A 20,050-nucleotide genomic window follows, 5' to 3' on the forward strand; every position below is an offset into this window, starting at 1 on the left:
GGTACGACTCTGTTCGAAGGAGGAATTTTCTTGTCGGTGTTACATTTAGCTATTTTGTTGCCGCTCCTTGCGGCACCGTTCATCCCGCTTTTGTTTCGGGGGATGAGACAAATTCATACAGGCTGGTTCGTCTTAATCGTTCCGGTCGTCCTCGTCACCTACTTCGCCGGATTCATTCCGATTACAAGTGCAGGGGACGTCGTGACAGAGACGATTGCGTGGATGCCATCCCTCGGGATCAACTTCACGGCATATGTCGATGGACTGAGCCTATTATTCGCCCTTCTCATCACAGGGATCGGGTCACTCGTTGTTCTCTATTCAATCTACTATCTGAATAAGGACAAAGAGTCGCTCGGGAATTTTTATGTGTATCTCTTGATGTTCATGAGTGCGATGCTCGGGGTCGTTCTCTCGGACAACATGATCGTCATGTATATGTTCTGGGAACTCACTTCGATTTCATCTTTCCTGTTAATCGGATATTGGTATGAAAAAGAACGTTCTCGTTACGGCGCTCAAAAGTCGATGCTTCTCACGGTGTTCGGAGGATTGTCGATGCTTGGGGGGATCGTACTAATCGAGTCGATGATTGGCTCGTACAGCATTCGAGACATGGTCGCAAACTCCGGTGTGATTGCGGAGAGCCCATTCTTCCTCGTGGCGATGATTCTCATTTTGCTCGGGGCATTCACGAAGTCCGCGCAATTCCCGTTCCACATCTGGTTGCCTGACGCGATGGAAGCACCGACTCCGGTCAGTGCATACCTCCACTCGGCAACGATGGTCAAGGCGGGTCTTTATCTCGTGGCCCGTATGAGCCCGGTGTTCCAAGAGTCGGCTGTATGGTTGTGGACGATAGCCGTGGTCGGGATGTTCACGATGTTCTGGGGCTCGTTCAATGCCGTGAAGCAGACCGATTTGAAAGGAATCTTGGCATTCTCGACAGTCAGTCAGCTTGGATTGATCATGTCGCTCCTCGGTCTCGGGGCTGCGGCGCTTCACTATGACGGGATGGATGACAATATCTTTATGGTGGCGACGATTGCGGCCATCTTCCATCTCATCAACCATGCGACATTCAAAGGATCGCTCTTCATGATGGCGGGGATCGTCGATCATGAGACAGGGACACGTGATATTCGTAAGCTCGGTGGTCTGATGACCGTCATGCCGATCTCATTCACGATTGCCGTGATCGGTTCCTTGTCCATGGCAGGTCTTCCTCCGTTTAACGGATTCTTGAGTAAAGAGATGTTTTTAAAGGCGACGACGAAAGTCTTTTCAGCCGATTTCTTTGCACTTGATACGATTGGAATTGTACTCCCGATTATTGCGTTTGTCGGAAGTGTGTTCACGTTCATCTACAGCATCATGCTGTTCACGAAAACGTTCATGGGTAAAGCGAAGTTCGACCAGTTACCGAAACAACCGCATGAGGCGCCGATTGGGATGTTGATTTCTCCTGTCATTCTTGCGCTTCTCGTCGTGGTTCTCGGTTTCTTCCCGAACGTTTTGTCGCACTCGCTCATTAAACCGGCAGTCGAATCGATTTATCCGACCCTTGTCGCAGAGGGACAGGAAGTCGACGTCCACATCTACTTCTGGCACGGATTGACACCTGAGTTGTTCATGACCATCGGGGTCGTGGTGCTCGGTTCGTTGCTGTTCTGGCAGTTGGGTAAATGGATGGGCATCTACAACCGAATCCCATATCGTTTGACGCTGAACGGGATGTACGACGGCACGCTCGTCTGGTCGAACAAAGCGGCATATCGCTTTAAAGACAATTACATGACGGGATTCATTCGGTCATACTTGATCTACATCTTCGTATTCCTTTCAGGGATGATGCTCTTTAGCATCTGGTGGTTCGGGATGTACGACTTCTCATTTGAGAACTTGGCAGAAATCGCACCATATGAATATGTTCTCGGGACCGTCGTCATGCTCGGTGCGCTCGCCATTCTCTTTATGAAGTCGAGACTTCCATCTATTATCTTACTCGGGGTCGTCGGTTACGGCGTGGCACTCTTCTTCGTCTTCTTCGGAGCCCCTGACTTGGCACTCACACAGCTCGTCATTGAGACGGTGTCGGTGGCGTTGTTCTTACTCGTCTTTTATCACATGCCGGACATCAGTAAGAAAGAAGTACGCATGCGCTTTAAAGTGGGGAATGCTCTCGTGGCGATTCTCGTCGGGACGACCGTGATGCTCCTCAGCTTCATGGCATTGACGAATAAATCGCTCACCTCGATCTCTGAGTTTTATAAAGAGAACGTGTATGAGCTCGCTGCCGGGAAGAACATGGTCAACGTTGTCCTTGTCGACTTCCGTGGCTTTGATACCTTGTTTGAAATCGTGGTCCTCGGACTTGCGTCCCTCGGGATTTACACGATGATTAAATTTAGAACATCACGACGTACGAAAGGAGAAGGTGCACATGAAGCAAAACAGCAAACGCGTCAATGACGTTATTTTGCAGACGGCCGCAATCATCATCTTCTTCATCATCGTCATCTTCTCGATTGATTTGTTCTTTGCCGGTCACTATTCACCAGGTGGAGGCTTCATCGGTGGATTGATGACCTCTGCGGCCCTCGTCCTGTTGTTACTCGCATTCGATGCGAAGACGCTCGCGAACGTACTTCCGGTCAACTATCGCCTCATGACAGCAAGTGGGTTGCTGATTGCGCTTGCGACAAGTCTTCATTCAGTTTTTCTAGGTCGTCCGTTTTTGACACATGCTTATGGAAAGTTTCATTTGCCACTTCTCGGTGAGCAGACGCTCCATACGGCGATTGCATTCGACTTAGGCGTTTACCTTGTTGTCATCGGTGTCACCATGACGATCATTCAAACGATTGGAGAGAGTGAATAATGGAAATCTTCGTTAGCATCATCATCGGTGTCCTGACGATGTGTGCGGTCTATCTTGTTCTCTCAAGAAGTTTGTTACGCATCATCATCGGTACGGCACTGTTCAGTCACGCCGCACACTTGCTCGTCTTGACGACGGCAGGATTGAAGACGGGGGCTGCCCCTGTTCTTGTGGATGGGGTGACTGAATTCACAGACCCGTTACCACAAGCTCTCGTCTTGACGGCGATTGTTATCAGTTTTGGGGTGACGGCGTTCTTCCTCGTACTTGCTTATCGCACGTATCAGGAGCTCAGCACGGACAATATGGAAGAAATGAAAGGAACAGAATCGTATGATTAACTTACCGGTCTTTCCAATCGTCATTCCTGCGCTTGCGGCCATCCTCATGATGTTCATGCCGAAACGTGTCCAGCTGCAGCGCGGGATGGCTCTTGGAGCTTTAGTCATCACTTCGATCGTGTCACTCTTTCTCGTGCACACGGTCTCGACAGAGGGAATTCAGACCCTCAATCTCGGGAGTTGGCAGGCACCGTTCGGGATCACACTCGTATCGGATATGCTGTCAGCCCTACTCGTCACGACGTCGACATTGCTCACACTCTTTATCGTGTGGTTCGCCGTCCATTATTTCTCAGATTCGTATGAAGGCAACTATCTCTACATTGCGATGCTGTTCTTGCTCGTCGGGGTGAACGGTGCCTTCACGACAGGCGATATTTTCAACTTGTTCGTCTTCTTCGAGGTTTTCTTGATGTCTTCGTATGTCCTGATTGTACTCGGTGGACGTGGCGTTCAGTTACGCGAGTCGATCAAGTACTTGCTCGTAAACATTATTGCATCGGCTCTCTTCGTCATGTCAGTTGCCTTACTCTATGGCGTGACAGGCACGCTCAACTTGGCAGACTTGGCGATGAAGATCCCGCTCGTCGACAATCCGGACGTCATCACCGTCATCGGTGTGCTATTCGTCATCGTCTTCGGGATGAAAGGGGCACTTGTCCCACTTCATTATTGGCTACCAGGAGCGTATGTGGTCGCGCCGACACCGATTCTCGCGATGTTCGGAGCCCTCTTGACGAAAGTCGGGATCTACTCGATCTTACGGACGTATACGCTTCTCTTTGATGGGAACGGTGATTTTTTACAGACCTTCCTCATGGTGCTCGCTGCCCTCACGATCTTCATCGGGATGACGGGTGCGATCGCCTATAATGATGTGAAGTTGATTATCATCTACAACATTATGATCGCGGTCGGGGTCATCCTTTACGGAATCTCGGTGAACACGCAGACGTCCCTTGAAGGGTCGCTCTACTACTTGATTCACGATATGTTGATCAAGGCCGTCCTCTTCATGCTCGTCGGGATGATGATTGGCATCACCAAATCTGGTCAACTCCGGGATATGGGGGGGCTCATCACACGATTCCCGCTCTTCGGATGGACGTTCTTCGTCGCAGCGCTCTCGCTTGCGGGGATTCCCCCACTCAGTGGGTTCTTCGGGAAACTGTTGATCGTGTCAGGTGGGATGAACGAAGGCGAGCTCTTTGGACCACTTCTTGTTCTCATCTCAAGTCTCTTCGTCCTCTATTCGGTCATGAAGATTTTCTTGAACGGATTTTGGGGAGAGGCGAAACGTGAGTACGATGGGCCACTCGCGCCATATACGAAACGATTGATTGTGCCGGTGTTCTTGTTGCTTGCCATTGCGGTCGCATACGGTTTTGGGGCAGAAGCCATCCACCCGTATATCACCCAAGCAATCGAACCGCTCGTCAATCCAGAAATCTATATCGATGCCGTGATAAAGGAGTGAATGACAGATGGCTTATCAACTATTGATTAACTTTTTCTTGGCGTTCATCTGGATGTTCCTCACGGGATCGTTCACATCGAGCGGTTTCTTCGTCGGTTATTTACTCGGTTTGCTCATCTTGTTCATGATGCGCCGGTTCTTCAAAGCGGGCGGAGGCGGATTCTATTTCGCTCGCGTCTGGCGATTGTTCAAACTGCTCTTGATTTTCATCCGTGAATTGTTCCTTGCGAACTTTGAGGTATTGCGTCTCGTATTAAGTCCGAAACTGAAGATTCAACCAGGGATCTTCCGATATGAGACATCGCTCGATAAAGGGTGGAAAGTTAGTTTGCTCTCGATGTTGATCACGCTCACACCGGGAACGCTCGTTGTCCAAGTATCGAAAGACAACTCCGTCCTCTATATCCATGCGCTCAATATGCCAGATAAAGAAGCGTTACAAAAAGATATATATGACAACTTTGAATTAAGTATTAAGGAGGCGACAGAGTGATGGATCTTTTAGATGTTCTCATCTACATCTCGCTCGCCATTCTTGTGCTTGCGATGCTGATGATGTTATATCGTGTCGTAAAGGGACCGACGACAGCGGACCGTGTCATCGCGCTCGATTCAATCGGAATCGCACTGATCTCGGTCGTTGCGTTGCTCTCCATCCTGCTTGATACGACACTTTACTTTGAAGTCATCTTACTGCTCAGTATTTTAGCCTTCATCGGAACAGTGGCATTCTCGAAATTCTTAGAGAGGGGAGAGATTATCCAAAATGACCGCGACAATGATCTTTGATCTTATCACCGGCATCTTTACGATTATCGGCGTCTTCTTCACCGTCGTCGCCGCAATCGGTCTCATTCGTCTCCCGGATATTTATTCGAGAACGCACGCTGCCTCGAAGAGTGCGACACTGGGCGTCATGTTCGTGCTCTTCGCGGCCGTTTTACACGTGTATGTAGATGAGCGCGTATTTGATGCAAGACTCTTGCTTGGACTCTTCTTCGTCCTCTTGACGGCTCCTGTCGGGGGGCACCTCATCTCACGTGCGGCGCACGCGAAAGGGGTCCCGCTTTGGGAGAAGTCGTTACAAGACGCACTGAAAGAAGACAAAGATAAAGGGATTGAATGAAAGAAAGACGGGATTCGCCATTCGGCGAGTCCCGTCTTTTGTTTAGATGAGATAAGTGAGGTCAGAAGCAGCAGTCGGATAGGCGACTTCTAAGTGCTTCACGTGTTGATGCGACAGTTTGTTCTGTATAATGAAAGAGAACAGATTGATGAGTTCCGGCGCATGGTGTCCGATTAGGTGTGCCCCGATGACATGACCTTCGGCGCTTAGAAGTATTTTCGAGTAAGCCGTCGTGTCATGGATGCGTGAATAAGTTAAGAAGTTCGACATGTCTGTCTCTTTCACGACGAAGTCGATCCCCTCGGCCTCCGCTTCCTCTACCGTAAGACCGACTTTTGCAATCGGAGGAGTCGCGTAGACGATGGTCGGGGCAGGGCGCTCTGGAAGTGCTCGCGTATTCCCGTGAAGCATATTTAAGGCGGCGAGACGGCCTTCCTGACCGGCGAACGGAGTAAGTGCGGGATTTGGACTGTTGGCGACGTCACCGGCGGCGTATATGTTCGGATTACTTGTTTGGAGATACTCATTCACGAGCAAACCGTGATGGTCAGCCTTGACTCCGGCCGCTTCTAACCGTAGTCGCTCGATGCTTGGAATTCGCCCGGTGGCGTTAAGGACAACTCCTTCAAGGGTAGAGTCATCTGATAACGTCAAGACGTTCCCGTCGATTCGTGTCGGTTCGATATCGTGGCGGACGGTGATTCCGATGCGCTTCGATTCCTCGACGAGCCGATGGACGACGTTCGGGTCGAATGATTTTAATGCACGTGAGCGGATGAGGAGTGTCACGTCACTTCCGAAGCGTCGAAAGATATGGGCGAATTCGAATGCGATATAGCCGGCACCCACGATATGAATCGCATCCGGTACTGCATCTAGGTCGAATACATCATCACTTGTGATGGCCAAATCGCCACCAGGGATATCAAGCGGACGTGGCGTTTGTCCTGTCGCAATCAAAAATTGATGGGCAGACAACTCATGACCATCGATGACGATGGAGTCTTCATCGATAAAGTGAGGCTCCCCCTGATATAAATCAATGTTTATCTCGTTCCAATGCTGTGTTTTTGACGTAGGGATCGAGAAGCGATATTCATCAATCCGCTTTTTAAAGGAGGCCCAATCGAGTGATAGGTTCCCTTCGACCCCGAGCTCGTGCATACGTTCCGTTCGGGCAAGGAGTTCGGCTCCTTCGGCAAGCATTTTCTTCGGATCACATCCGCGTTGTGGACACGTCCCCCCGAACGTCCAATTCTCAATGATGGCGATCTCTTTACCGGCTTCTCGTAAAATGGAAGCGGCTTGGCTCGCGGCGGAACCGCTACCGACAATGATGACATCGTATCGTTTCATAATATTAAATCCTCCTCTGACGAGATATCACACTCTTTTTCCCGTCCAGGAGGAAGCTAAACTGAGGTGAATGGAATTGAGTCATAGTGACCACATTAAACATAAATTAGCGCTACTCCCGGACGAACCGGGTTGCTATCTGCATAAAAACGAATACGGCGAGGTCATATACGTAGGGAAGGCGAAAAACTTGAAGAACCGGGTGCGTTCCTACTTCACAGGGGCACACGACATCAAGACGATGCGTCTCGTCGCGGAGATTCGTGACTTTGAGTACATCGTGACGGCGAGCGAACTTGAGGCGTTATTACTCGAAATGACGCTCATCAAAAAGCACGACCCGAAGTACAACATTCGCTTGAAGGATGACAAGACGTATCCGTACATCAAAATCACGAACGAACCTTACCCACGTCTATTGACGACACGTAAGCTGAAGAAAGACGGAGGCCATTATTTTGGGCCATACCCGAACGCCTATGCGGCGAACGAGACGAAACGACTTCTCGATAAGCTGTATCCACTCCGGAAATGTCAGCCGATGCCGAAGAAACTCTGTCTGTATTATCATATCGGGCAATGTTTGGGTCCTTGCGAGCTAGCGGTCGATACGGATTCGCAAAAAGAAATCGTCAATGAAATCCGGCGCTTCTTGAACGGGGAGACGAGTGAGACGCTCGCGAAGTTGAATGTCGAGATGGGACGTGCCGCTGAGGACATGCAATTCGAACGGGCGGCTGAACTACGCGATCAAATTCGAGCCGTCGAATCGATCATGAACAAACAGAATATGATCACGGCCGACCCGACGGCCCGGGACGTCTTCGGCTATACACTCGACCGAGGCTGGATGTGTGTCCAAGTATTCTATATGCGTGGCGGGAAGATGATCGAGCGAGATGTCTCGCTCTTCCCGATGCACGGAGAGCCTTCGGAAGAACTCGAAAGTTTCATCGTGCAGTTCTATGAACAAAACGTCGTGCCGAAAGAAATTCTCGTACCGGAGACGGTCCGGCTCGACTTACTGAATGACGCCATCGGAACGAAAGTGATGCAACCGAAACGAGGGGCGAAGAAACAATTGCTTGATTTGGCGACGAAGAATGCGTCGATCGCCTTGAACGAGAAGTTCGAGCTACTCGCACGTGACGAAGAGCGGACGTTGCTCGCAATGCGTGAACTCGGGGAAGCCATCGGCATCCCAAACTTGTCCCGTGTCGACATCATCGACAACGCGAATATCCAGGGGGCAGACGCCGTGTCGGCGCTCGTCGTCTTTGAAGACGGGAAGCCGCTCAAAAAAGAATATCGGAAATATAAGATTCGGACGGTCCAAGGACCAGACGATTACGAGACGATGCGTGAAGTCGTCCGGCGACGGTTCCGCCGTCTCTTGACGGAAGACAAACGATTACCCGACCTCCTACTGATCGATGGGGGGATTGGGCAATTGAACGCGGCCCTCGACGTCATCCAAAACGAGTTCGGGCTCGACTTACCGGTCGGCTCGCTCAAAAAAGATGACCGACACCGAACGAGCCAGCTATTGTTCGGAGAACAGGGTGGCGTCGTCGAGCTCCATCCACGCTCGAGCGCCTTTTATCTATTGCAGCGGATGCAAGATGAGGTCCACCGTTTCGCCATCACGTTCCACCGTAGCTTGCGGACGAAGAAAATGACAAAATCACTATTAGATGAGATCCCGGGTGTCGGTCCGAAGCGTCGACAACAGCTCATCCGTCATTTCGGGTCGATGAAACAGATCCGTCTGGCCTCACTCGAACAATTGAAGGAAGCGGGACTACCTGAAAAATTAGCGGAGACCGTGCTTCAATATGTGCACGAGGAGACGGATGAGTGAGACAGCTTCCGACAGATGTGGAGAATACAATCGCTTCATTCGTGAGAGCGATTGATGAATTTCTACCAACCGTTCAGCATATATACATTCATGGATCAGTAGCGATGGGTGGCTTTCATCCAAAACGAAGTGATGTAGATTTGTTGCTCGTCGTATCGAACGCATTGACTCGGGAGGAACGACATAAACTCATCGACTGTTGTCTCTTATACTCCAACGAACCATATCCGCTCGAACTGAGTATCATGACGGTAGCTCAGCTAAAAGACTGGTGTCACCCGAGTCCTTTTGAGTTTCACTATAGTGAAGGGTGGCGTTCTCGTTTTGAAAAGGCAAATGGGGAAGAGCGAACCGAATTGCAGCAAGGATTCACCGACCCTGATCTGGCAGCTCATATGTTGATGATTTTAGAACGAGGTATCACTTGGCGCGGACATCCACTACATCAATTGCTCTGCGGATTCGATTCCGCTCATTTTTCTGATGCGATTCGTGCAGATGCGATTGATTGTCTCGACACGCTGGAGGAAAATCCGATTTATTGCGTGTTGAACTTGGTACGCGGATTGGCTTATGAACAAGAACGTGTCCTGCTCTCGAAACAAGAAGCACTCGGTTGGCTGGAAGATAACGGACATTTTCCGGGAAATGTTGTGACGGTCGTTCGTAAGGCGTCTCAGGGCTGTGAAGGGGAAGGCGTGACGTTTGATCAATATGAACTCAATGACGTACGCCAGTATATGAATGAGCAACTTCAGCTGAAACAAAAATAAGAGTCGATGCGTGTGCATCGACTCTTATTCGTAATCGTCTTTCCGGTCTAGTTGGACGGTGATTTGGACAGCTTTTCGAGTGGGATCGGCATACCCCTCTGCGACACACTGGAAACGACCTGAAATTTGTTCGGCTAAAAACCCGGCTTCAAGTTGATAGTAGCCTGTCGCTTTATTTTGAGTCGCAGGTGGGGGAATCAATTCATATGTGAATTTACTTCCGCGTTCCTTCTTGATTGTCAACTCTCCCCAACCCGCTTCCGCGAAGAAAGCGATCAGTTCATCGTCAGACATCGTCGGGAACTTACGGGCGACCCGTTTCCCTGACCAATAGATGACTTGGGCGTAATCTTCACCAAGCAAGTCCGTCAACACATAGTCGCGAAGTAGTTCAATCGCGAAAATCGGTTGGCTCATCGTTTCCATTCTATCCCATCACTCCAATCTCTCTATATCATTATAACGACCATTTAGAATTTGGTCATCCTGTATTTTTGAAAAGAATGTGGCACAAATCGGCTAGGTTGTCTTGTCATACAATTTTCACAGGAGTAGAATAAAAGACAGAAAGCTATATCTGCATTTGAAAACGCTTTTATTGACAAAACGAGCCAGCGCTCGTGAAAAGGGGGAAATAGAATGGCAGCGCATCGTGACTACTTTAGTCGTAAAGTCCATTCGCTACTTGGGGTCATTCCAATCGGTCTGTTTTTGATCGTCCATTTAACGGTCAACTACTACATCGTCGATGGAGTGGAGTCATTCAACAAAGCAGCACAATTTATGGAGAGCTTACCGTATTTATACTTCCTTGAAGTGACGATTATCGCACTACCGATGATCTTCCACGGAGTGTACGGGGTGTACTATGCGTTTCTCGGATCGATTAACTCGAACCGCTATTCATACGCACGGAACTGGTTGTATCTCTTCCAACGCTTTACAGGGGTATTTCTTGTGATCTTTATTTCGTGGCACGTATGGGAGACGCGCCTTGCGAAATTACGCGGTGTGGAGGTCAATGCAGAAATGATGCAAAGCATCGTCGACAATCCACTTATGTTGCTCTTTTACATAGTCGGAATTCTTTCGGCTACATTCCACTTTGCGAACGGTCTCTGGTCGTTCTCAATCACGTGGGGGATTACACAGTCACCTCGTTCGCAACGACTCATGAGCTACGTATCAGGTGTCGTGTTCTTGGCACTATCTTTTGTCGGCATCCGTTCGATTTTGACGTTTGCAGGCATCTTGTAATTAGGGGGAATTGTACATGGCAAATCAAAGTCTGATCGTCATCGGTGGCGGTCTAGCTGGACTCATGGCGACAATCAAGTCGGCTGAGATGGGTGTTCCGGTAAAACTATTCTCGCTTGTACCGGTCAAGCGTTCACATTCAGTATGTGCTCAAGGCGGAATCAATGGTGCCGTCAATACGAAAGGGGAAGGGGATTCCCCGTGGCAACACTTTGACGACACGGTCTATGGAGGCGACTTCCTCGCTAACCAACCACCTGTTCAAAAGATGGCAGAAAATGCACCGAAAATCATTCACATGTTCGACCGGATGGGCGTTATGTTCAACCGTACGCCAGAAGGTCTCTTAGACTTCCGTCGGTTCGGCGGAACGCTTCACCACCGTACGGCATATGCGGGAGCAACGACGGGGCAACAACTTCTCTACGCACTCGATGAGCAGGTTCGTCGTTACGAGGCGCAAGGCCTCGTCGAGAAGTATGAAGGATGGGAATTCCTTCGCGCCGTGATCGATGAAGAAGGTATTTGCCGCGGCGCGGTTTGTCAGGATTTACGCTCGATGGAAATTAAAGCGTTCCCATCAGACGCGGTGATCTTGGCGACAGGTGGACCTGGGGTCATCTTCGGTAAATCGACCAACTCGGTCATCAACACAGGGCAGGCAGCGGCAGCGGTTTACCGTCAAGGCGCGGTCTATGCGAACGGGGAGTTCATTCAAATTCACCCGACCGCGATTCCTGGCGATGACAAGCTTCGTCTCATGAGTGAATCGGCTCGTGGGGAAGGTGGACGTGTCTGGACATACAAAGACGGGAAGCCATGGTACTTCCTCGAAGAGAAATATCCGGCTTACGGAAACCTCGTACCGCGTGACATCGCGACACGCGAAATCTTCGACGTATGTGTCAACCAAAAACTTGGTGTCAACGGCGAGAACATGGTTTATCTCGACTTGTCTCATAAAGACTCAAAAGAACTCGACATCAAGCTTGGTGGGATTCTCGAAATCTACGAGAAATTCGTAGGGGACGACCCGCGTAAAGTACCGATGAAAATCTTCCCGGCGGTCCACTATTCAATGGGCGGACTTTGGGTCGATTACGATCAAATGACAAACATTCCTGGACTCTTCGCGGCCGGAGAATGTGACTACTCGATGCACGGTGCGAACCGTCTCGGCGCGAACTCGCTTCTCTCAGCCGTTCATGGCGGAATGGAAGCAGGTCCTGCGGCAGTCAACTACATGCGTGGTCTCGATCAAGCGACAGAGAGCGTTTCAGAGGCGCTCTTCAACTTTAACGAACGTGAAGAAATCGAGCGTTTCAACAACATCTTGGCGATGGACGGAACAGAGAATGCGTATCAAATCCACCGTGAACTCGGTGAACTCATGACAGACAACGTTACCGTTGTTCGCTACAATGACAAACTTGAAGCGACCGATAAGAAAATCCAAGAATTACGTGAACGTTTCCATAACATCTCAGCTACGGATACGGCACGTTGGAGCAACCAAGGGGCATCGTTTATTCGACAACTCGACCACATGCTCGACCTCGCACGCGTCATCACACTCGGCGCACTCAAGCGGGACGAGAGCCGTGGTGCCCATTACAAACCGGAGTTCCCGGAACGTAATGATGAGCAGTTCATGAAGACGACGATGGCACGTTACAAAGATGGGGAAGTCGATATCTCGTATGAAGACATCGATGTTTCGTTAATCCCGCCACGTAAACGGGATTACTCGAAGAAAGGGGCGAAGACGAAATGACGACGCCAATGCAATCTGAACAAAAAGACATCCGTTTCATCATCGAACGCCAAGATGGACCGGATCAAGCGACGTATACGGAAGAATTCACGGTACCATACCGTCCAAACATGAATGTCATCTCAGCATTGATGGAAATCCGCCGGAATCCGGTCAATGCGAACGGGGAAAAAACGACACCAATCAACTGGGACATGAACTGTCTTGAAGAAGTATGTGGTGCCTGTTCGATGATCATCAACGGAAAGCCGCGCCAATCGTGTACGGCACTCGTTGACAAACTTGAACAACCGATTCGCCTTGCGCCGATGAAAACATTCCCGGTCATCCGTGACCTTCAAGTCGACCGTCAACGCATGTTCGACGCGTTGAAAAAAGTAAAGGCATGGGTTCCAATCGACGGAACGTACGACCTCGGTCCAGGACCGCGTATGCCGGAGAACAAACGTCAATGGGCGTACGAGTTATCAAAATGTATGACGTGTGGCGTTTGTCTTGAAGCGTGTCCGAACGTGAATGACAAATCAGACTTCATCGGTCCAGCGGCGATTTCACAGGTACGTCTCTTCAACTCGCATCCGACAGGTGCCTTCCACGCGGAAGAACGCCTCGAAGCGCTCATGGAAGACGGTGGCATCATGCAGTGCGGAAACGCACAAAACTGTGTCGAAGTTTGTCCAAAAGGTATTCCGCTCACGACGTCAATCGCTTCGATGAACCGTCAAACGACGCTTCACTCGTTCAAACAGTTCTTCGGTAGTGACAAAGGTCGCACCGGTTCTGCGGTCGAGGCATAAGCGAACCGATGACCAAGTACTTTCGAGAGCCAGGTTGGGAAACACGTGTCAAAGCAGGGATCGCACTCGATGTGAAAGTTCGATTTTCAGAGTGCGACCCGTATGGTCACATGAATAACACGATTCCGTTCATCTATTTCGAAGATGCCCGGATCGAGTTGTTAGAGGCGACAGGATTCTCCTTAAAGGATGGATTTGTTGTCGTCGCCGATGCGCAATGTGACTATGTTCGACAAGTCATGCCACGTCAACAGCTGACTGTGCATGCCAATATCTTGACGGTCGGAAACACTTCATGTGATATTCATTACGGGGCATATGATGGAGAACAACTCCTCTTCGCAGGACGCACAAGCCTCGTTCATTTGACGAAGGAAGGCCGTCCTACGGAATGGACTCCAGAATATAAAAACCGCTTGCAGAATTTTTGCGAATCCGCTATCATTTGATAATGAGTTCACAAACAAAAAATATTCTGCCGGTTCGCCTGTAGAATTGAATTTTGAAGGGAGACCATCATCTCATGGAAAAAACGTTCACAGTCGTTGCTGATTCAGGAATTCACGCTCGTCCAGCTACTCAGTTGGTTAACACAGCTTCTAAGTTCCAGTCAGACATCAACCTCGAGTACAATGGTAAAACAGTTAACTTGAAGTCGATTATGGGTGTACTTTCACTCGGTATCGCAAAAGATTCTACAATCAAGATCACTGCTGAAGGTGAAGATGCAGAAGAAGCAATCAACACGCTTTCTGACATGCTCACTAGCGAAGGTCTTGCTCAGTAATTCGGGTAAGGGACGAGGCGCCACTGGCGACCTCGTCTTTTTTTGTCATGTGACCGTTTCTTTTTCCGGTCGATGTTTTTTGGTAAGATAGGTGAGAATGGAAGTGATGCGAAATGAAACGAGCGATTGGAGTCCTCGATTCAGGAGTCGGCGGATTGACGGTAGTCAAAGAATTGATGCGCCAACTCCCTAAAGAAGAAATCATCTATATCGGCGACACGGAACGCTGTCCTTATGGTCCGCGTCCGCACGATGAGATTGAAGCATATACATGGGAATTGATTGAATTTTTATTGAAAAAAGATGTCAAGATGATTGTCATTGCCTGTAACACGGCGACGGCGGTCGTGTTGAAAGAGGCGCGGAGACGACTCGATATCCCAGTCATAGGTGTCATTGACCCGGGTGCCCGCGCTGCCGTCAAAGGCACGCGGAACAAACATATCGGTGTCATCGGAACGAAGATGACGATTGAAAGTGGTTCGTATGAGAAAGCACTTCGTCATGTAGCCGGTGAGGTCGATGTGTACTCACTCGCATGTCCACCGTTCGTGCCGCTCGTAGAGGCGGGTGAGGTGTCTGGAGATCGTGTGTATCAAGTGGTGGAGGAGACACTCCGTCCTCTCCAATCGTCTGAAATGGATACGCTCATTCTCGGTTGCACACACTACCCACTTCTCGCTCCCGTCATCCAAAATGTGGTCGGACCGGACGTCCACCTCATCTCATCGGGTGACGAGACAGCGCTTGAAGTGGCGGCGATGCTGGATTATCAAGAACTTGAAAATGGATTGGATACGGTCCCGTCCCATGCCTTTTATGCGACGGGGGATATCGAACTGTTCGACCGATTGGCAAGTGAATGGCTAGGAAGACCAGTCCATGCGGAGAAAGTCGAGGTGACCGGCATTGCGTGAGACGAGACGATTTGATGAACTACGTACGGTTGAAATCGTGCCACATGTAAACAAGCACGCGGAAGGGTCTGTCCTCATTTCGATTGGCGATACGAAAGTCATCTGTACCGCAACGGTCGAAGAGCGCGTCCCGAATTTCCTTCGCGGAAAACGGCAAGGTTGGATCAATGCGGAATATGCGATGTTGCCACGTGCGACGGGCAATCGGACTGTCCGAGAGTCGGTTCGAGGGAAACAGTCCGGTCGAACGATGGAGATTCAGCGTTTGATTGCTCGGTCGCTTCGCTCGGTCGTTGACTTGGAGCGGCTCGGAGAACGAACGATCTGGATTGACTGTGACGTCATTCAAGCAGACGGGGGGACGCGAACAGCTTCTATCACGGGAGGCTTTTGTGCGCTCGTCCTCGCCGTCGACCGATTGATCCGTCAAGGGAAACTCGACGATACACCAATCAAAGAAGGCGTGGCCGCGATTTCCGTTGGGCGAACAGATGAGCTCGTCCTAGACTTGGATTACTTGGAAGACGCCGCGGCAGAGGTCGACATGAACGTCGTCATGACGGCGAGCGGTCGATTTGTCGAAGTACAAGGTACGGGAGAAGAAGCGACGTTCACCCTTCAAGAGATGAACGAGATGCTCGCGCTCGCACAACACGGAATCGAATCATTATTCAAGACGGCCGAAGCGGCACTCGGTGCTTCGTGGTGGTACGTCGGAGAACGCTCGGAGGAGACATTATGAAGTTGATCATTGCGACACACAATCCCGGAAAAGTGAAGGAACTAGAAGGGATGCTGACACCGCTCGGTTTCGAAGTCGAGTCGTTACTCGATTATCCGGATGCACCGGAAACAGATGAGACCGGCACGACGTTTGAAGAAAATGCGGCGTTAAAAGCGACGGAAGCGGCTGCCTACTTTGGGCATGCCGTACTCGCGGATGACTCTGGCCTCGAAGTCGACGCGCTCGACGGAGCACCGGGAGTCTATTCTGCCCGTTTCGCTGGTCCAGAAAAATCGGACGAGGCGAACAATGCGCTTCTGCTTGAAAAGTTAAATGGTGAAACCAATCGGACGGCGCGCTTCGTCTGTGCCCTTTGTCTAGCGAAGCCGAGCGGGGAAACGTTGACCGTTCGCGGAACGATTGAAGGGACAATCGGCTACTCGCCACGAGGAGAGAACGGTTTCGGATACGATCCACTCTTCATCGTTCCATCACTTCACAAGACAGCGGCGGAATTAGAACGTGAAGAAAAAGCGGTCGTCAGTCACCGTGGACAAGCATTACGAAAATTGGAGGCAGAAATCATTCCATTCATGAAAGGATGAAGCTTATGCGTTTTCTAATAGTGAGTGATAGTCATGGCCTGACCGAAGAATTGACAACGATTTTTGAACGACACGAGGCAGAGATTGAGGATGCGTTCCATTGTGGCGATTCCCAACTCGCTTTAGTGGATGAACATTTGTTACCGTATCGAACGGTCCGTGGAAATTGTGATTTTGGGGGAGACTTACCCCTTGAACGGATCGAGACGACGGATGCCGGTACGATTCTTATCGTCCACGGGCATCATCATGACGTCAAATTTGATTTGAATCGATTGCGTTACCGGGCTGAAGAAGTCGGCGCAAATGTCGTCTTGTTCGGTCACTCGCATGTGGCAGGTGCTTTAATCGAGGACGGGGTCGTCTACATCAACCCAGGTTCGATTCGGATGCCACGTGGACGCTCCGACAAGACGTATGCGCTTCTTGACCTAGAAAATGGAGAAGCCACGGTGCGTTTTTATCGCTCAGAAGACGGTTCACCTGTCGAAGATTTGGACATCGCAGGAAAACTATGAGTTTCGAATGGGAAATCGATTGACAGGAAACCATTTTTCTATTATAGTTTTCATGTCAATGTCCCAATAGCTCAGCAGGATAGAGCAACGGCCTTCAAGACAAATAGGAGCCTTTATAGGGAAACAGAAACCTATAAAGTGGACGACACTATATCGGTGAAGCCTTAACAGATCATGCTGATGGTAATACCGAGGAAACTCATTCCCGATCGGGTCGAGTTGATTCGAATGTCTATGAATGTAGAGGTAGAATCAATGGAGGAGCATCATGCTCGTGAGGTTCCGTAGAGACTACACGTGTCGCACCTGAAACGGTGAAGATATAGTCCAGACTACAAACAACACGATGTTGGTGACGAAAGTCATGGTGGTAAGCTAAGCCGTCGGTCGGGGGTTCGAATCCCTCTTGGGACGCTTCCATTAAAATAGAGACGCTCTCTACGGAGATCGTCTCTTTTTTCATTTTCCGGGAAATCGATTGACAAGGAATTGCGTCCTAACGGAAGATGAAAGGGAATGGAAGAGAGGGTGAGGGAAGATGGAGAAGAAAAAGGATCAGGACTATCCGTTCCCCGGGAATTGGTCGCGTCTGCATAAGATGATTCAGGAGGCGGATGCTTCCGGAGAACGACAGCGGATCGAACCGATTTTGTGGGATTGGTATCAGACGATTCCGGGTGACCCGTTTATTTTCATGGAAATCTTCCAATGTGCGATGGAACGACCGGATGACCCCGAAACACTCGAAAAGCTGCAGGAGCTCGTCACGATTCAGATGGCAGAAGCAGAAGAACCAGCGTCTGGCGGACTTCAGATTGCACAATATTTCATCATGCGAGATCAACCGTTTGAAGCGGCCTATTGGATTCATCAGTATCTCGACTGGCAAGACAAAAAAGATACGGTAAATACACAGGCGGACCAGGTATTGCAGGTCTTGAAGATGACGGAATTTCCGGCTGCCATCGCCAAACTGAAGCGGACGTTGACGCGCGGGAGTACAGGGGAACAAATCGAAGCGTTACAACATGTCCACTTTAATATCGACAGCGTCCTCGACAATGTGCTTCATGAATTGCTCGTGTCGGATCGTCCGAAACTCGTCAAACTGATTGTGCTAGAAAAGGCATTTGCCGAACTGTCGGACATCGCATGGACGGATGAGGGCTCGATGCACGAGATGACGAAAGATGATGCTTCGATACAAATCGAAACGTGGGAAAAAACGGTGTTATCGCTTCAAAAATCAGTAGAGGGTGATGAGATTGGAACCCAGCTATTGATGAACTACATGTACACGCACTATCCGTATGTGCCGGCTTCAAAGGAAGAGGTCGAAGTGGCACTGATACAAGCGAAACAGGCGATTTTACATGACGAACCGGTCGACGGTTTGGCGTCCGCGATTTTGGAGGCGGATCTGCGCTTTACGCAGTCGTTATTAGACTAAATCCTTGTGTGCACACTGAGGATTTATGCTATAATACGGATTGTTGTACATTTTTGTACGGTATAAACGAATTGTTGGAGGGACTTAGCATGACAGCAAAATGGGAAAAAACATCAGGTAGCCAAGGTGTACTCACGTACGAAGCTCCTGCAGAAGCTTTTGATAAAGCAGTTGACGCCGCATTTAAAACAGTCGTCAAAGACTTGAACGTGCCTGGCTTCCGTAAAGGGAAATTGCCACGCCCAATGTTCAACAAAATGTATGGAGAAGAAGCACTCTATCAAGATGCACTCGACATTCTCTACCGCGACACAATCCAAGGTGCGGTTGAAGAAGCTGGTTTCGAACCAATCGCGCTCGAAAACATCGATGTAGACGGCACGCTCGAAAAAGGCAAACCAGTCGCGTTCAAAGTGACATTCGTGGTTGAGCCAGAAGCTGAGCTTGGCGAATACAAAGGTCTTGAGTACGAAGCTGTTTCTACTGAAGTAACAGAAGACGAAGTGACAGCAGAACTTGAAGCACTTCAACAGCAAGGCGCAGAACTCGCTGTTAAAGAAGGTGCAATCGAAAACGGCGATACAGCTGTCTTTGATTTCGCAGGTTTCGCTGACGGTGAGCAGTTCGAAGGCGGCACAGCTGAGAACTACACACTTGAAATCGGTTCTGGCCAATTCATCCCAGGATTCGAAGAGCAAATGATCGGCATGACTGCTGGTGAAGAAAAAGACGTTGAAGTAACATTCCCTGAAGAGTACCACGCTGAAAACTTGGCGGGTAAACCAGCGACATTCAAAGTCAAACTTCACGAAGTTAAAACAAAACAAGTTCCTGAACTCGACGACGAGTTCGCAAAAGACATCGACGAGTCAGTTTCAACACTCGACGAGTTGAAAGCGAGCATCCGTGAGCGTTTAGAAGCTGGTAAGAAACAAGAAGCTGACGGTACAATGCGCGACCAACTCGTAGAGCAGGCAACTGCAAACGCAACAATCGACGTACCTGAAGTTCTCGTTGACCAAGAAGTAGACCGCATGGTACAAGAGTTCGGCTCACGTGTATCTTCACAAGGAATCGACCTCAACATGTACTTCGAACTCACTGGCACTTCTGAAGAAGCAATGCGCGAAGAGATGAAAGAGCAAGCTGAAGAGCGCGTAAAAGCTCGTCTCGTCTTGAAAGCAATCGCTGAAAAAGAAGCAATCGAAGTATCTGACGAAGATGCTGAGAAAGAGCTTGAAGAAATGTCTAAACTTTACAACATCGCACCGGACCAACTCCGTACGATGCTCGCTCCACAAGGCGGACTTGAAACACTTAAAGGTGACCTCAAATTCCGTAAAGCGATCGACATCCTCGTTGAAAACGGTAAAGCGAAGTAAGTTGATTTTTAGTGGGACGACTGC

22 protein-coding genes are annotated in these 20,050 nt (G+C 49.7%); 20 read left to right on the top strand and 2 right to left on the bottom strand.

Annotated elements, in window-relative coordinates:
- Positions 1 to 30 precede the first annotated feature (30 nt).
- The 7 genes from KNO66_RS00980 to mnhG are packed head-to-tail and all read left to right on the top strand — an operon-like array spanning position 31 to position 5,825.
- Positions 31 to 2,472, top strand: a complete 2,442-nt coding sequence (locus KNO66_RS00980; RefSeq protein ID WP_214739598.1) for a Na+/H+ antiporter subunit A — start codon at positions 31 to 33, stop codon at positions 2,470 to 2,472.
- Positions 2,444 to 2,881, top strand: a complete 438-nt coding sequence (locus KNO66_RS00985; protein WP_214739600.1) for a Na(+)/H(+) antiporter subunit B — start codon at positions 2,444 to 2,446, stop codon at positions 2,879 to 2,881. Before KNO66_RS00980 ends, KNO66_RS00985 begins: the two co-directional genes overlap by 29 nt.
- Positions 2,881 to 3,222 (top strand): Na(+)/H(+) antiporter subunit C, encoded by a 342-nt coding sequence (locus tag KNO66_RS00990; RefSeq protein ID WP_015881093.1) that lies wholly within the window; start codon positions 2,881 to 2,883, stop codon positions 3,220 to 3,222. The genes KNO66_RS00985 and KNO66_RS00990 overlap by 1 nt, the downstream gene beginning before the upstream one ends.
- Entirely contained in the window at positions 3,215 to 4,699 is a 1,485-nt protein-coding gene (locus tag KNO66_RS00995) for a Na+/H+ antiporter subunit D (protein WP_214739602.1), read from the top strand. The genes KNO66_RS00990 and KNO66_RS00995 overlap by 8 nt, the downstream gene beginning before the upstream one ends.
- A gap of 7 nt (positions 4,700 to 4,706) precedes the next feature.
- Positions 4,707 to 5,192 carry a Na+/H+ antiporter subunit E gene (locus KNO66_RS01000; protein WP_214739603.1) on the top strand — a complete coding sequence of 162 codons (486 nt, stop codon included), beginning with the start codon at positions 4,707 to 4,709 and terminating at the stop codon, positions 5,190 to 5,192.
- Positions 5,192 to 5,488, top strand: a complete 297-nt coding sequence (locus tag KNO66_RS01005; protein ID WP_214739604.1) for a Na(+)/H(+) antiporter subunit F1 — start codon at positions 5,192 to 5,194, stop codon at positions 5,486 to 5,488. The genes KNO66_RS01000 and KNO66_RS01005 overlap by 1 nt, the downstream gene beginning before the upstream one ends.
- Positions 5,466 to 5,825 carry a monovalent cation/H(+) antiporter subunit G gene (gene mnhG, locus KNO66_RS01010; protein ID WP_015881097.1) on the top strand — a complete coding sequence of 120 codons (360 nt, stop codon included), beginning with the start codon at positions 5,466 to 5,468 and terminating at the stop codon, positions 5,823 to 5,825. The genes KNO66_RS01005 and mnhG overlap by 23 nt, the downstream gene beginning before the upstream one ends.
- A gap of 42 nt (positions 5,826 to 5,867) precedes the next feature.
- On the opposite strand, the gene KNO66_RS01015 is transcribed toward mnhG, so the two are convergent.
- Entirely contained in the window at positions 5,868 to 7,181 is a 1,314-nt protein-coding gene (locus KNO66_RS01015; RefSeq protein ID WP_214739606.1) for a dihydrolipoyl dehydrogenase family protein, read from the bottom strand.
- 70 nt (positions 7,182 to 7,251) lie between these two features.
- Between KNO66_RS01015 and uvrC the strand changes: the two genes are divergently transcribed.
- Complete coding sequence (uvrC, locus tag KNO66_RS01020; RefSeq protein WP_214739608.1) at positions 7,252 to 9,042, top strand: excinuclease ABC subunit UvrC; 1,791 nt, start codon at positions 7,252 to 7,254, stop codon at positions 9,040 to 9,042.
- Positions 9,039 to 9,815: an aminoglycoside adenylyltransferase domain-containing protein gene (locus KNO66_RS14985; protein ID WP_214739610.1), complete on the top strand. Its 777-nt coding sequence runs from the start codon at positions 9,039 to 9,041 to the stop codon at positions 9,813 to 9,815. Before uvrC ends, KNO66_RS14985 begins: the two co-directional genes overlap by 4 nt.
- A gap of 24 nt (positions 9,816 to 9,839) precedes the next feature.
- Here KNO66_RS14985 and KNO66_RS01030 read toward each other — a convergent pair whose 3' ends face one another.
- Entirely contained in the window at positions 9,840 to 10,232 is a 393-nt protein-coding gene (locus KNO66_RS01030) for a YslB family protein (protein ID WP_251128037.1), read from the bottom strand.
- A gap of 222 nt (positions 10,233 to 10,454) precedes the next feature.
- Here KNO66_RS01030 and KNO66_RS01035 point away from each other — a divergent pair, with 222 nt between their 5' ends.
- From KNO66_RS01035 to tig, 11 genes are all read left to right on the top strand, one after another.
- The gene (locus KNO66_RS01035) at positions 10,455 to 11,072 is read left to right on the top strand and encodes a succinate dehydrogenase cytochrome b558 subunit (protein ID WP_214739614.1); all 618 of its coding nucleotides are present in this window, start codon (positions 10,455 to 10,457) and stop codon (positions 11,070 to 11,072) included.
- A gap of 16 nt (positions 11,073 to 11,088) precedes the next feature.
- The gene (sdhA, locus tag KNO66_RS01040) at positions 11,089 to 12,846 is read left to right on the top strand and encodes a succinate dehydrogenase flavoprotein subunit (RefSeq protein WP_214739616.1); all 1,758 of its coding nucleotides are present in this window, start codon (positions 11,089 to 11,091) and stop codon (positions 12,844 to 12,846) included.
- An 8-nt stretch (positions 12,847 to 12,854) separates the two neighbouring features.
- Positions 12,855 to 13,643, top strand: coding sequence for a succinate dehydrogenase iron-sulfur subunit (gene sdhB, locus KNO66_RS01045; RefSeq protein WP_214742347.1), 789 nt, complete (start codon positions 12,855 to 12,857; stop codon positions 13,641 to 13,643).
- Between the two features lie 8 nt (positions 13,644 to 13,651).
- Positions 13,652 to 14,092 (top strand): acyl-CoA thioesterase, encoded by a 441-nt coding sequence (locus KNO66_RS01050; protein ID WP_147537790.1) that lies wholly within the window; start codon positions 13,652 to 13,654, stop codon positions 14,090 to 14,092.
- 74 nt (positions 14,093 to 14,166) lie between these two features.
- Positions 14,167 to 14,430, top strand: a complete 264-nt coding sequence (locus KNO66_RS01055; protein ID WP_015881106.1) for a phosphocarrier protein HPr — start codon at positions 14,167 to 14,169, stop codon at positions 14,428 to 14,430.
- A gap of 113 nt (positions 14,431 to 14,543) precedes the next feature.
- On the top strand, positions 14,544 to 15,347 hold the full coding sequence (racE, locus tag KNO66_RS01060) for a glutamate racemase (RefSeq protein ID WP_214739618.1): 804 nt from the start codon (positions 14,544 to 14,546) through the stop codon (positions 15,345 to 15,347).
- Positions 15,340 to 16,089 (top strand): ribonuclease PH, encoded by a 750-nt coding sequence (gene rph, locus KNO66_RS01065; RefSeq protein ID WP_214739620.1) that lies wholly within the window; start codon positions 15,340 to 15,342, stop codon positions 16,087 to 16,089. Before racE ends, rph begins: the two co-directional genes overlap by 8 nt.
- A complete protein-coding gene (locus KNO66_RS01070) occupies positions 16,086 to 16,676 on the top strand; it encodes an XTP/dITP diphosphatase (RefSeq protein WP_214739622.1) in 591 nt (196 codons plus the stop codon). The genes rph and KNO66_RS01070 overlap by 4 nt, the downstream gene beginning before the upstream one ends.
- A 5-nt stretch (positions 16,677 to 16,681) precedes the next feature.
- Entirely contained in the window at positions 16,682 to 17,194 is a 513-nt protein-coding gene (locus tag KNO66_RS01075; RefSeq protein ID WP_214739624.1) for a metallophosphoesterase family protein, read from the top strand.
- 538 nt (positions 17,195 to 17,732) lie between these two features.
- Positions 17,733 to 18,644 (top strand): hypothetical protein, encoded by a 912-nt coding sequence (locus tag KNO66_RS01080; RefSeq protein ID WP_214739626.1) that lies wholly within the window; start codon positions 17,733 to 17,735, stop codon positions 18,642 to 18,644.
- A gap of 89 nt (positions 18,645 to 18,733) precedes the next feature.
- Positions 18,734 to 20,026: a trigger factor gene (gene tig, locus KNO66_RS01085; protein ID WP_214739635.1), complete on the top strand. Its 1,293-nt coding sequence runs from the start codon at positions 18,734 to 18,736 to the stop codon at positions 20,024 to 20,026.
- The last annotated feature ends 24 nt before the right edge of the window (positions 20,027 to 20,050 follow it).

The organism is Exiguobacterium sp. s48 (assembly GCF_018617395.1).
Lineage (GTDB): Bacteria > Bacillota > Bacilli > Exiguobacteriales > Exiguobacteriaceae > Exiguobacterium.